Origin of the sequence: Caulobacter sp. SSI4214, from assembly GCF_012184455.1 — a bacterium.
GTDB lineage: Bacteria > Pseudomonadota > Alphaproteobacteria > Caulobacterales > Caulobacteraceae > Caulobacter > Caulobacter vibrioides_E.
In genome coordinates this window covers 15,248-28,387 of sequence record NZ_SZWJ01000004.1, presented here as the reverse complement: position 1 = coordinate 28,387, position 13,140 = coordinate 15,248, and the positions used below count along the sequence as shown (strand labels likewise).

Below are 13,140 nucleotides of genomic sequence, written 5' to 3'. Positions count from 1 at the left end.
CTCGGCGCTGGAGGCTAGACTAGGCTCACCCTGGCCAGGGACAGGAATCCGGCCAGGTCGATGACCTCGGCCCGCGCGTCGGGATTGACGCCGGCCCGTTCGCACAGCGTCGCGCCGCCCAGCGCCTTGAGGCTGGAGCGCAGCATCTTACGGCGCTGGCCAAAGGCCGCGGCGGTGACCCTTTCCAGCGCGCCGATGACCTCGGCGGGCGGGGGATCGGCCTTGGGGACCAGGCGCGCGACCGCCGAGGCGACCTTGGGCGGCGGGGTGAAGGCCTTGGCCGGCAGGTCCATGACCACGCGCGCCTCGCACAGCACTTGGGAGATCACCGCCAGGCGTCCGTAGGCGTCGTCGCCGGCCTGGGCGACGATCCGGTCGGCGACTTCCTTCTGGAACATCAAGGTCATGGACAGCGGCCGGAACGGGCCGGTCAGCCAGTTGATCAACAACTGGGTGCCGACATTGTAGGGCAGGTTCGAGACCACATGGGCCGGACCGCCGGCGGCCTTGGCGCCATCGACCTTGAGGGCGTCGCCCTCGACCAGTTCCAGGCGGCCTTCGGCGACCTCGGCGACCTCGGCCAGCAAGGGCAGGAAGCGGCTGTCCTTCTCGATCGCCACGACGCGGGCGCCGGTTTCCAGCAAAGCGCGGGTCAGGCCGCCGGGGCCTGGGCCGACCTCGATCACCGTGTCGCCCTCGCCGACCTGAGCCAGGCGAGCGATTTTGCGGGTGACGTTCAGGTCCAGCAGGAAGTGCTGGCCGAAGCTCTTGCGCGCCATGAGGTCGTGGCGCTCCAGGGCCTCGCGCAGCGGCGGCAGGTCGGCCAGGCTCATGTCCAAATCTCTCAAGCGCCGCGACGGGCGGCGATCTCGTCCGCCAGCTTGATGGCGGCGATCAGGCTATCGGGACGCGCGATCCCGCGTCCAGCGATGTCGAAGCCGGTGCCGTGGTCGGGCGACGCGCGCACGATCGGCAAGCCCAGGGTGACGTTCACCCCGCCCCAGAAGTCCAGCATCTTGACCGGGATCAGGGCCTGGTCGTGGTACATGCAGAGCACGCCGTCATAACGTTCGCGGGCCTCGGCATGAAACAGCGTGTCGGCCGGGGCCGGGCCGACCGCGTCGACGCCCAGATCGCGCAGCGCGCGGACGGCCGGCGTGATGATCTCGATCTCCTCGCGTCCCAGCGCGCCGCCTTCGCCGGCGTGCGGATTCAGGGCCGCGACGGCCAGGCGTGGTCGCTCGACGCCGAAATCCTTGCGCAAGGCCTGGGCGGTGACCAGCCCGCTGTTGACGACGCCCTCGATGGTCAGCGCCCCCGGGACCTTGGCCAGGCTGGTGTGGATGGTCACCAGCGTGGCGCGCAGGTCGCCGGCGGCCAGCATCATCACCGGCCCGCGCGCGCCCTCGAACCGTTCGGCGGCGGTCAGTTCGGCCAAGAACTCGGTGTGGCCGGGGAACTTGAAGCCGGCTTCATAGAGCGGGGCCTTGGCGATCGGGGCGGTTATCAGGCCGCTGACCGCGCCTGACAGCGCCAGGCCCACGCCCGTTTCGATCCAGCGGATCACCTGCGGCGCGTAGGTGGGCGAGGGGCGTCCGGCGACCACGGGCGAGAGCAGGGGAATGTCGATGACCGGAAGGGCCTCGCCGAAGACCTCCGGCGCGGCGTCCGGGCCCGTGACCACGCGAACCTTCACCCCGGCGCCGGCCGAGGCCAGCAGCTGGGCGTCGCCGATCACGACGAAGGACGGGCCGCGCTCGCGCAGGGCCTGCCAGGCCTTGGCGATGATCTCCGCGCCGATGCCGGCGGGGTCGCCGGCGCTGAGGGCGAGGGGGCGCGCCTTCACCGGCCTCAACGCGTCTCGATGGTGGCCTGATTGCGCAGGTCGCGCAGGTAGCGCTTGGAGATCAGCGCCAGCTGCTGGCCCTTCAGGCGGTTCTCGATCTGGTCATGGCTGGGCGCGTTCGCGCCGCCCTGGCGTTTGCCGCAGACGGCGATCAGGTGCATCCCGGCGTCGGTCCGGATCGGGTCCGAGATCTGGCCGACATCCAGCTTGCTGGCCGCTTCCTGGAAGGCGGGGGCTAGGTCGGTGATCTCGGCTTCGCCCAGATCGCCGGCGACCAGACCCTCGACCTTGCCGGCCGTGGCTTCCAGCGCGGCGCAGTTGGCGATCTTGGGCTTGAGGTCGACCAGCAGCTTTGTGGCGGCGGCGACCTGCTCGGGCGTGGCGTTGGCGGCCAGGGGCGCGGCGACCTGCTTGAGATCGACGATCGTGCTCTTGGAGCCGGCGCGCTTGTCGCGCAGATAGATGATGTAGACGCCGTCCTTGACCGGGATCGGCTTGGACAGCTGGCCGGGACGCAGCTGCTCCAGCGCGGCGTCGACTTCAGGTGGCATTTCGCCGGGGCTGATCCAGCCCACGTCGCCGCCATTGGCCGCCGTGGCGGAGGCCGAGAACTGTCGGGCCACGGCCGCGAACGGCGCGCCTTGCTGCATCTGGGTGATCAACTGGCTGGCGCCGTTGGCGGCGGTCTCCATGCCGCCGACCCGAGTGGCGTCGATGAAGACCTCGCTGACCTGGTACTGCGGCTTGGCCGCCGATTCCGCGAGGCGGCGCTGGTAGGCCTTGATCTGGTCCTCGCCGATCCGCAGGCGCGAGCCGTAACGGCCCTGGATCCACGACTGCCACGACGAATCGGCGCGCAGCTGGGCCCGCCAGGTGTCCAGGCCGATGCCCTGGGCCGTCAGGCTCTGCTTGAGCTGGTCGGCGGTCATCTTGTTGGATTGGGCGATGTCGGCGATCTGCTCGTCGACTTCCTTGTCGGTCGAGATGATCGTGATCTTCTGCTGCTTCTCGACCCGCTTCAGCTCCTGCATCTCCAGGCGTTCGTCGATCAGCGAGCGCAGGGCCTCCTGCTCGATCTGGGGCAGGTTCTCCTGGGTGGGCTGCATCCCGGAGGTCGCCATCAGCAGGCGCATCCGCTGCACCACGTCATAGCTGGAGATGATGTCGTCGTTGACGACGGCGGCCACGCTCTCGGCCAGCGGGTTGGCCTGAGCCTGCGGCGTCGCCGGTTGCGGAGCCGCCGCCGGGGCCGGGGAAGCGCCTTGCGGTTGCGCGGCGGGAGCGGCCTGGCGCGCGATCGCGGGCAAGCCCAGGCTCGCCACCGTCAGGGCCAGGATGGAGGCGGCGCCGGCCGCGAAAGTCGTCACGCTACGCGCAGACCGCATGGATAGTGTCGTTCCTCTAGGCCGGGCCCCAGAGGGGCGCGCGGTCGATTATCACGTTTTCGGAAGCGACGATCGCTTAAACCGGCTTTTCCGCTCGGCTGTCGCCCCATGACACGCTCGCTGGACGCGCGGCCATCACCGCGCGCCCCCCAGGCGCGGTTAGTTTCTTCCCCCAACCCCGTATCTTCTATTGCCTAATGTGGCGAGGGTTAGGCTCACGGCGACGGTTCGGTCGGGCTGCAGCCGCAGGCCCGTCGCCGTCGAAGCGTAGCGATCTTCCTGTTGGTAGATCACGTCGATGCGGATGCATTCGTCGATATAGGCCACGCCCAGGTCGCGACGACGCCAGACGTTCTGCACCATGTCGCGCTGGCCGAAGGCCGTCAGCGCCCACTTCTTGGTGATGTTGAACTGGCCGCGCGCTTCGAAGTTTTCCTGGCGATTGCCGTTGGCGTCCAACTCGTCCTTCAGATAGCGCAAAGAGCCGGTGACTCGCGAGGTATAGGCGTCGATGCCGGTTTCGATCCGCTGGATATCGTGGGTGTCGGAGTCGAGGCGGGTGCGGACGAAGGCCGTGACGCCCGCCACCGGGGTCACGGTGGCGGCGACGATCCAGTCGGATGACTTCGATTGCAGGCCCGTGCGGGCCGGCATCAGCGGATCGAACTCCGTGCGGAAGCTGCGGCCGACCAGGATGCTGGCGCCGCGTCCGCGCGCCAGGTCGAGGGTTGCCCGGCCGCCGACGTTCAGTCGCGTGCCGCCTTCATAGAGATCGAAACCCGGCGACTTGTTGGCCTGGAACAGATTGGTCTCGTCGAACTCGAGCGTCGCGCTGTCTTCGTTGTAGAGATAGGTCGTCGCGCCGTTGCGGGCGACGATCACCGGCACGCGCGAGCTGTCCGAGCCCGTGGCCACCTGGGCCAGCGGTTCCAGCACCACGCTGCCGCCGTTCTTCAGCGCCTTGTAGAAGGGCAGGCTCAGATCGACGCCGCCCACGCCCAGCGCGCGGGTGTAGGTTTCCTTGGCGCTGTCGCCGGCCGCCTTGGCTTCCGGGGTCAGATAGGTGCTGATCGAATAGGCGTCGCCGCGCGCTTGCACGAACGGCGAGATCTTCAGGCCAGGGCCGACGATCGCGCTGGTGCGCCAGTCGGCCTGCACCGTGCCGCGTGCGGAGTCGACGCCGCTCTGGCTCTTATAGGCGGCCAGGGCGTAGGGCGCTTCGCCGTACTGCGACTCCGAGCGATTGAGCATCACGCCCGAACCCTGCAGGCGCAGGCGGCCGCCCAGGATCGCGCTGTCCGGCTCCCAGCGCCCCTCGACCAGCGGCCCGATCAGGGGGAAGGCGGCCGTGTTCTCGAAGGCGTTGGCCACGCCCGTGGCGGTGTTGATCCCGACGACCCGCAGACCCTGCACCGAGACCGCCGCGATCGAGAACCAGGATCGCTGGTCCTGGCGCGTCGCATAAATCTGCGACGTCAACCGGTGGTCTTCGCTCGTGAACAGGCCGCGCTGCTCGTAGACCTGCTTGATGTGGTACTTGTCGAAGATCAGCGGGTCGGAGGTGCGCTCGGCCGAGAAGCCCCACTTCCACTTGTCGTCGATGTCGAACTTGCCGGTGGCCAGGATGAAGCTGCGGAAGGTCGACTCGCCGAAGCGGTCGCCGCGGACGTCGAACTGCTTATCGTAGGTCAGGCCCCCGCGCGCTTCCAGGTAACCGGAGTAGAAGCGCTTGCGATAGTCCACGTTCAGGAACGGGTTAACGTTCGTGTTGATCTGCGGCGTGAGCACCACGTCCGACGACGGCGACAGAATCTGCAGATAGGGCTGCTGGTACGAGATGCCCCGGCCCTTGGAGTAGCCGATCGTCGGCGTCAGAAAGCCCGAGCTGTGGTCGGCCTGGGGGTCGGGGTGCCAGAACAGCGGCAGATAGAGGATCGGCGCGCCCCACAGGTGGATGACGGCGTGCTTGTAGTAGATCAGCTGGCGCTGCTTATCCTGCACCATCTTGTCGGAGGTGACCGACCAGGTCGGGGTCGGCTTTTCGGCGCAGACCTCGCAGGGGGTGTAGATCGCCTGGTTCAGCTCCGAGATAGTCGCGTTGCGCTTCACCGCCGTGCCGGCCGCGATCTTCACGCCCTTGCCCAGGCGGGCCGAGAAGTTGCGCGCGAAGCCGGCCTTCAGGTCCTTGTCGACCTCCATGTGGTCAGCGAATTGGGCCGTGCCGTCCTCGTTGATCAGCGCCACGTGACCATTGGCCGTGACCTGGCCGGTCTTGCTGTCATAGACGACTTCGTCGGCGCGCAGGGTGCGGCCCTGATAGCGGGCCTCCACGGAGCCGCGCGCGGTCATCACCTGGTTCTTGTCGTCCCGGATCAGCAGGTCGGACTCAAGGTAATAGCCGTCCTGGCCCAGGCCGTCGGACGGGGGCGCGCTGACCACCGGGACCGGCGGGATGCTGGCCAGGGACTGCTGGGCGCTGGCGGCGCCCGCCGAGGCGAGCGCCATCAAGGCCGCCCCGCCCATGAGGACGACGCGACAGGCGGACCGGACGGGACCCTGTTCAGTCATGAACGACCTTGGAAGCAATGACTCACCCATCCTCGGTATAGCAAAGCAAAGTGAAGCCCGCCAAAATCGCCACGATCGGCGGCGTCCAGGCGGCGACCATGGGGGTCAGAACGTCCGCCTTGCCCAGCGTGCTGCACAGCTCGTTGAAGAAAAAGAACCCGAAACCCAGCGCGACGCCAGACCCGGCGAGCGCGGCCAGCCCGCCAAGGCGCATCAGACGCAGCGAAAACGCGGCGGCCAGCACCGACATGGCCGCGAAAAGCAGCGGCGTGGCCAGGTCTTGCTGCAGGCGCAGCTTGAACGGCGCGGCCGAGAAGCCGGCGTCCTCGGTCCGCTTGATCGTGGCCGGCAGGCGCCAGAGCGCCACGGCCTGGGGCGTGTTGAAGCGTTCGGACGCGGTGCGGTCGTCGAGGTTGGACGGGATCGACAGGCTGTCGGAGCGGATCGCGCCGGCGCCGGGCGTGGCCTCGCGCACGCCGGTCAGGCGCCAGAACCCCGGTTCCAGTCGCGCCTCGTTGGCCTCGATGCGCCGGGTGAAGTCCATCACGCCCTTGCTGTTCAGGGCGTAGATGAACAGCGAGACGCTCTTCAACCGCACCGAGCCGTCGACCAGGTCGCGGGCGCCGGCGCGGATGACGATCTGGGACTTGTCGTCGCCTTGGCGCAGCCAGATGCCCTTGGGCGCGGTCTTCAGATAGCCGTTCATCAGCGCGTCGCGCTCGGTCTCGAACTTGGCGGTCATGGCCGTGGTCAGCGGATTGAGCAGGGTGATGCTCAGGATGCCGATCACGAAAGAGGCCGAGGCCGCGGGCATGATGAAGCGCCAGGCCGAGACGCCGGCCGCGCGCATGGCGATCAACTCGCTGCGCCGGTTCAGCTCGACAAACGCCCACATGGTGCCGAACAGGAAGACGAACGGCGCCAGCACCAGGATCGTGGCGGGCGCCTGCAGAACGGTGAGATACAGAAGCTGGATGAAGCTGGCGTCGGCGCGCGTGCCGACATTGCGGGCGATGTCGACGAAGGCGATCAGCATCACCATCGCGCTCAGCACCGACAGGGCGCCGACCAGCGCGCCCATGGTGCGCCGCAGAACGTAGCGTTCCAGCATTCCCATGGTCATCAGGCCGCTCCCGTCCAGACGGGCGCGGTCTTGGCCAGGCGCCGGCGGACGCGGCGCGACAGCTTCTGGCGGAAGATCTGCGACATGCCCCACCAGGTCGCGGCCAGGGGCACCAGGTACTGCAGCGCGTTCAAAGACGGCGCGTCCTCGCACGCGGCCTGGACGCCGAAGCCCAGAATTCGGATCACGGCGGCTGCCGCGCCGACGGCGGCGATGCGCTTGCCATAGCCCAAACGGCTGAAAGGTCCGCCGATCACCGCGGCCAGGGCCATCGCCATCAGGGCGATATTGTAGAGCGGCGCGGCGAAGCGCGAGTGCCCCTCGGCCAGCAGCTTCTTCTTGTTGTGCTGTTCCCAGTCCTGGGTCAGGTCCGGGAAGAACAGCTCGTGCGGATAGCGGTCCGAGATCTTGTAGTGCAGCAGCTCGTCGGTGTGGGACAGGCTGGATAGGTCGTAGGTGTATTCGTCGAACGATGTGTACTGCAGCACGCCTTCGCGGGAGAAGTGCTGGTTCGAGCCGTAGCGCATGATCAGCACGGGCTGGCCCTTGCGCGTGGCGATCTCGGCCTCGCGCGACGAGTAGGTGGAGGCGCCGCCGCCCGGCGTTTCCTGGTGAATGAACAGGTTGTGGATCTTGTTCGAGCGGTCGATCGACTGGGCGTAGACGGTCAGGCCTGGACCCGGCTCGGTGAACTGGCCCGGCTGTACCAGGGTCGAGGTCACGTCGGTCTTGATGTCGAACGCCGTCTCGCGGATCTGCCGGGCGGCCCAGGGCTGCAGCCATAGGCCCATGACCAGCGAGATCAGGGCGGCCATCGCCGCCAGGCGCATCGCCGGCGAGATCACGCTCCAGCGGCTCATGCCGCCGGCGAAGCAGACGACGATTTCCTGTTCGGTGTGCAGGCGGTTCATCGCCACCAGGGCGGCCACGAACAGGGCCAACGGCATCATGATGCTCAGCAGCATCGGCAGGGCCAGGGCGATCATCTTCAGGAAGACCAGCGCGCTTTGGCGCTGTTCGACCAGGATGTCGAATTCCGCGAGACTTCGCGCCAAGAGGGCGAGCGCCACCAAGGCCAGCGTCGCCAGAAGCGTCGGACCCAGCAACTGGCGGAAAAGATAGCGTTCGATCAGGCGCATGAAGGACGGTTCGGGGCGGATGGATTCGTGGGACGACCCCCGAAGATGCGTCGTTCTACACGGGGCGTTCGCATCGGCACAACCGGGGACCTGACTTGGCCGTTCGAACTGGGGGTGAACGGAGCCTTTTCTAAGGCGCGGCATTGGACTATGCCGCGAGGCTATGAGGGAGCGGACGCGCGCTGGATGAGCGCCCGCGCCAAGTCGCTGGACCGCCGGATCGGCGGGGTCCGGCAAGGTCATTGCAGGAGCGCGACATGCGTATCGAGTTCGTCCCCGTCGACACCCAGGCCGGCGCCACGGCCGCGCTGGCCGTTTTGGCGCACGAGGGCGCGGCCTTGTCTCCGGAGGCCAAGGCGGCGAACGAGGCCACCGGCGGCGCCCTGGCGCGCGCCATCGCCGGCGGTCGCTTCACCGGCGCCAAGGGGCAGACCCTGGACCTCGTCGCGCCGAGCGGCCTGGAAGCCGCCCGCGTCGTGCTGATCGGCGTCGACGGATCGGGCGCCGTCGAGCCGGAGGCCGTCGAGGTGGCCGCCGCCGCCGCCTACCAGGCCGTCAAGGCCACGGGCGTTTCCGAGCTGGTTCTGAAGCTGGGGGCCGACGCCGAGAGCGCCGCCCGCGCGGCCTTCGGCGCGCGCCTGGCCGCCTATCGCTTCGACAAGTACCGCACCACCGAAAAGGCCGAGAAGAAGCCCTCGGTGACGGCGGTCAAGGTCGCCGCCGCCGATCCGGTCAAGGCCCAGAAGGCCTACGAGCCTCTGTCGGCCCTGGCCGACGCCATCGTCTTCAGCCGCGATCTGGTCTCCGAGCCGGCCAATATCCTGCATCCGGAGGAGTTCGCCGCCCGCGCCAAGGCGCTGGAGAGCCTGGGCCTCGAGGTCGAGGTCCTGGGGGAAAAGGCCATGGCCGAACTCGGCATGGGCAGCCTGCTGGGCGTGGGGCAGGGCAGTGTCCGCGAGAGCCAGCTGGTCATCATGAAGTGGACCGGCGCGGCGGACAAGAACGCCCAGCCGATCGCCTTCGTGGGCAAGGGCGTCTGCTTCGACACCGGCGGCATCTCGATCAAGCCGGCCGACGGCATGGAGGACATGAAGTGGGACATGGGCGGCGCGGCCGCCGTGGCCGGCGTCATGCACGCCCTGGCCGGCCGCAAGGCCAAGGTCAACGCCATCGGCATCCTGGGCCTCGTCGAGAACATGCCCGACGGCAACGCCCAGCGCCCCGGCGACGTGGTCACCTCGATGTCGGGCCAGACGATCGAGGTCATCAACACCGACGCCGAAGGCCGCCTCGTGCTGGCCGACGCCCTCTGGTACTGCCAGCAGCGCTTCAAGCCCCAGTTCATGATCGACCTTGCCACCCTGACCGGCGCGATCATCATTTCTCTGGGTCATGACTACGCCGGTTTGTTCAGTAATAACGATGGCTTGTCGGAGAAACTTCTCGCGGCTGGCCAGGCCGAGCGCGAGACCTTGTGGCGCCTGCCCCTGCCGGCCGCCTACGAGAAGCAGATCGAAAGCCCGATCGCCGACATGAAAAACATCGGCGGCCGCCCGGCCGGCTCGATCACCGCGGGTCTGTTCCTGCAGAAGTTCGTCAACGGCGTGCCGTGGGCTCACCTCGACATCGCCTCGGTGGCCTGGAAGAAGCCCTCGACCGATCCGACCGTGCCGGACGGCGCGGCGGGCTTTGGCGTGCGTCTGCTGAACCGCCTGGTCGCCGACGCCTACGAAGGCTGATCGTGTCCGCCGCGCCCTGCGAGGTCTGGTTCTATCACCTGGAGCGCTCGTCGCTGGAACAGGTGCTGCCCGAGCTTCTGGAAAAGACGCTCGGCCGGGGCTGGAAGGCGCTGGTGCGCGGCGGCGATCCGCGACGGCTGGAGGCGCTGGACCAGCACCTCTGGACCTATCGCGAGGACAGTTTCCTGCCGCACGGCCTGGCCAACGAGCCGATGGCCGAGCGCCAGCCGGTGCTGCTCAGCGCCGAGGATGGGAACCCGAACGCCGGCGACGCGCTGTTTCTCATCGACGGGGCCGAACCTGGAGATCTTTCAGGGGTTTCGCGCTGCATCCTGCTGTTCGACGGCAGGGACGAGCAGGCCCTGTCGCTGGCCCGCGGTCGCTGGTCGGTGTTCAAGAAGGCGGGGCATCCGGTGTCGTATTGGCGCCAGGGCGCCGAACGCGGTTGGGAGAAGCAGGCATGAAGCGCGTCGCGTCGGCTCTGGTGCTGGGCGTTGTCCTGGCGTCTTGTTCCAGCGCGCCCGAGCCGGCTCCGCCGCCGCCGCCCACGACGCCCACCGCGCCCGCCGCTGTCGCTCTCCCGCCGACCCCGCCGACCAGCCCGTCTTCCGTGGAGCCGAAGGATCAGTGCGGCTTAAAGGAAGCCCTGGTCTATGTCGGCAAGCCGCGCACCAGCTTGCCCGCGCCGGTCGATCCGTCGCGCTGGCGCGTGGCGTGCACGACCTGTCCGGTGACGCTGGACTATCGGCCCGACCGCCTGAACATCCTGTTCAACGCCGATACCGGCGTCGTGCAGCAGGTCAAGTGCGGCTGACCGGACTCTAGATTCAAACATTTGGAGCGCGTTCGAGCGGCTCAGCCGCTCACGCTTAGACCTGCCGCGCTTGCGCGTCAGGACCGCTGGCCAAGGCCGGGGAACATCGCCACGCCGTCCTCGAACACGCCCAGATAGCCCAGCTCGCCCAGCAGCGGTGTCAGATCCTCGACCAGATCGTCGGACCGCGGCAGATGGGCCGGACGGCCGGTCTGGTCGTGCAGGCGATAGACGGTCCACATCTTGCCCTTGGGCGCCGGCGCGCCGGGCTGGATGAACCTGTGCTCCCAGCCGACCAGGGCCGGCTGGCGGTCGATCTCGACGTCGAAGGGCCGGTCGCGGAAGGCCAGGTCCATCTCGATCCGCACGGCCTCGCCGATGCGCGCGTTCACCCACGCCGCGAACGCCTCCAGCACGGTGTGCGCGGAGAGGCCTTCGGGGTTGGCCACGACGTGGTTGCGAGGATGGGCGGGCTTACTCATGCCGCCACCATGCGCGACCAGGTGTCGCGGAAGCGCTAAGCGACATGGTTTAGCGGGCGTTCACCCTAAACCTCGGCGATGGTCACGCCTCGGCTTCCGCCAGCTCCTCGGCCAGCGCCATCCAGGCCTCCTCGGCCTCGTCCAGCTTGGACTTAGCGTTGTCGCGGCGCTTGGTCAGTTCGGCGACCTTGGCCGGGTTCTTCACATAGAGATCGGGGTCCTCGAGCTGGGCGTCCAGCTCGGCCAGGTCGCGGGTGCGCCGGTTCATCACCTGCTCGGCGGCCTCGACCTTGCGGCGCAGGGGCTCGACAGCGGTCTTCCTCGGCGCCGGCGCGGCGGGCGCGACCGGCTCGCGGGCGACCTGGGTCGGCTTGACGGCCAGCTTGGCGCGCTCCAGCACGAACCGGGCGTAGTCGTCCATGTCGCCGTCGAACGGCTTGACCGTCCCGTCCGCCGCCAGCCACAGGCGGTCGGCCACCAGCTCCATCAGCGAGCGATCGTGAGTGATCAGGATCACCGCGCCCATATAGTCGTTCAGGGCGTCCAGCAGGGCGCGGCGCGAGTCGATGTCCAGGTGGTTGGTCGGCTCGTCGAGAATGAGCATGTGCGGCGCGTCCATCGCCACCAGGTTCAGCAGCAGGCGCGCGCGCTCGCCGCCGGACAGGGCGTCGACCCGGGTCTCCTGCTTCTCGAAGCCCAGGCCGAACTGGGCCAGCTTCGAGCGGCGCGAGCTCTCGGACGCCTCCGGCATGGCCCGGCGGATGATCTCCAGCGGCGTGTCGTTGGGATCCATCGCCTCGATCTGGTGCTGGTGGAACCAGCCGACCTTCATCTTCTTGTCGCGGTGGAACTCGCCCTTCTGCACGCCCAGCGCGCCGGCGATCATCTTGGCGAAGGTCGACTTGCCCGCGCCGTTGACGCCCAGAAGGCCGATGCGGTCGTCCAGGTCCATGCGTAGGTTCAGGTTCTTGAGGATCGCCCGGTCTTCCTCGTAGCCGACGGACGCCTTTTCCAGCCGGATCAGCGGCGGGGGCAGGGGCTTGGGCGGCGAGGGCAGGGTGAAGGGCGCGACGCGCTCCTCGATCGTGGTGGCGACCGGCTCCATCTTGGCCAGCCGCTTCATGCGCGACTGGGCCTGGGCGGCCTTCGAGGCCTTGGCCTTGAAGCGGTCGACAAAGGCCTGCAGGTGGGCGCGCTCGGCGTCCTGCTTGGCCTTCGCCGATAGCTGCAGCCGGGCCTTCTCGGCGCGGCGCTTCTCGAAGTCGTCGTAGCCGCCGACATAGAGCTCCAGCTTGCCGTTGGCCAGGTGCAGCATGTGGGTGCAGCTGTTGTTCAACAGCTCGCGGTCGTGGCTGACGATCAAAGCGGTGTGCGGATATTTCTGCAGCCTCGCCTCCAGCCACAGCGCGCCTTCCAGGTCGAGATAGTTGGTCGGTTCGTCCAGCAGCAGCATATCGGGCTCGGCGAACAGCGCCGCCGCCAGGGCCACGCGCATCCGCCAGCCGCCCGAAAACTCGCTCATCGGCCGCGCCAGGTCGTCCTGGGTGAAGCCCAGGCCCACCAGGATTTCCGAGGCCCGCGAGGGGGCCGCGTCGGAGTCGATCTCGATCAGTCGCCCCCAGATCTCGCCCATCTCCTCGGGATCGGCGATCTCCAGCCGGGTCAGCAGGCGGTGGCGCTCCTCGTCGGCCTCCAGCACCGTTTCCAGCAGGGTGACCGGCGTGGCCGGGTGCTCCTGATCGACCGAGCCGATCCGCGCGGTCTTGGGCAGGCTGATCTCGTCGTCGCTGACCGGCAGATGGCCCAGGATCAGCTTGAACAGCGTCGACTTGCCCACGCCGTTGCGCCCGATCAGTCCGACCTTCGCGCCCGGCGGCAAGCTGACGCTGGCATGGTCGAAGAACCGTCGACCCCAGGCGTCGAAGGTCAGGTCGTTGATCTGAAGCATTTTTGTGAAGGTTACGCGGCGGGGTTGGCGGGGAGGAGGCGCACGGCTATAAGCCCGCAACCTCCCAATTCACAACTTTTCTGTGAGATCACTACC

Annotated in this window: 11 protein-coding genes; 3 read left to right on the top strand and 8 right to left on the bottom strand. The window is 68.2% G+C overall.

Annotation, left to right across the window (positions count from 1 at the left end):
* Window positions 1-14 precede the first annotated feature (14 nt).
* From rsmA to lptF, 6 genes are all read right to left on the bottom strand, one after another.
* Window positions 15-833 (bottom strand): 16S rRNA (adenine(1518)-N(6)/adenine(1519)-N(6))-dimethyltransferase RsmA, encoded by an 819-nt coding sequence (rsmA, locus tag FCU40_RS02060; RefSeq protein ID WP_168072560.1) that lies wholly within the window; start codon window positions 831-833, stop codon window positions 15-17.
* 11 nt (window positions 834-844) lie between these two features.
* Window positions 845-1,846 carry a 4-hydroxythreonine-4-phosphate dehydrogenase PdxA gene (gene pdxA, locus FCU40_RS02055; RefSeq protein ID WP_168072558.1) on the bottom strand — a complete coding sequence of 334 codons (1,002 nt, stop codon included), beginning with the start codon at window positions 1,844-1,846 and terminating at the stop codon, window positions 845-847.
* A 5-nt stretch (window positions 1,847-1,851) separates the two neighbouring features.
* A complete protein-coding gene (locus tag FCU40_RS02050; protein WP_168072556.1) occupies window positions 1,852-3,231 on the bottom strand; it encodes a peptidylprolyl isomerase in 1,380 nt (459 codons plus the stop codon).
* Between the two features lie 159 nt (window positions 3,232-3,390).
* A complete protein-coding gene (locus FCU40_RS02045) occupies window positions 3,391-5,829 on the bottom strand; it encodes an LPS-assembly protein LptD (protein ID WP_168072555.1) in 2,439 nt (812 codons plus the stop codon).
* Entirely contained in the window at window positions 5,822-6,922 is a 1,101-nt protein-coding gene (gene lptG / locus FCU40_RS02040) for an LPS export ABC transporter permease LptG (protein WP_004615112.1), read from the bottom strand. The genes FCU40_RS02045 and lptG overlap by 8 nt, the downstream gene beginning before the upstream one ends.
* Window positions 6,922-8,061 (bottom strand): LPS export ABC transporter permease LptF, encoded by a 1,140-nt coding sequence (gene lptF, locus FCU40_RS02035; protein ID WP_168072553.1) that lies wholly within the window; start codon window positions 8,059-8,061, stop codon window positions 6,922-6,924. The genes lptG and lptF overlap by 1 nt, the downstream gene beginning before the upstream one ends.
* Window positions 8,062-8,318: 257 nt before the next feature.
* Here lptF and FCU40_RS02030 point away from each other — a divergent pair, with 257 nt between their 5' ends.
* Genes FCU40_RS02030 through FCU40_RS02020 form a run of 3 tightly spaced genes read left to right on the top strand, consistent with a single transcriptional unit; the run spans window position 8,319 to window position 10,614 of the window.
* A complete protein-coding gene (locus FCU40_RS02030) occupies window positions 8,319-9,800 on the top strand; it encodes a leucyl aminopeptidase (RefSeq protein ID WP_168072551.1) in 1,482 nt (493 codons plus the stop codon).
* Between the two features lie 2 nt (window positions 9,801-9,802).
* Window positions 9,803-10,264, top strand: coding sequence for a DNA polymerase III subunit chi (locus FCU40_RS02025; protein ID WP_004615115.1), 462 nt, complete (start codon window positions 9,803-9,805; stop codon window positions 10,262-10,264).
* Complete coding sequence (locus tag FCU40_RS02020) at window positions 10,261-10,614, top strand: peptidase inhibitor I78 (RefSeq protein ID WP_168072549.1); 354 nt, start codon at window positions 10,261-10,263, stop codon at window positions 10,612-10,614. Before FCU40_RS02025 ends, FCU40_RS02020 begins: the two co-directional genes overlap by 4 nt.
* A 77-nt stretch (window positions 10,615-10,691) precedes the next feature.
* Here the strand turns inward: FCU40_RS02020 and FCU40_RS02015 are convergent, their stop codons facing one another.
* Window positions 10,692-11,096 (bottom strand): hypothetical protein, encoded by a 405-nt coding sequence (locus tag FCU40_RS02015; protein WP_004615117.1) that lies wholly within the window; start codon window positions 11,094-11,096, stop codon window positions 10,692-10,694.
* Window positions 11,097-11,178: 82 nt separating this feature from the next.
* Entirely contained in the window at window positions 11,179-13,044 is a 1,866-nt protein-coding gene (locus FCU40_RS02010; RefSeq protein ID WP_168072548.1) for an ABC-F family ATP-binding cassette domain-containing protein, read from the bottom strand.
* Window positions 13,045-13,140: the final 96 nt, after the last annotated feature.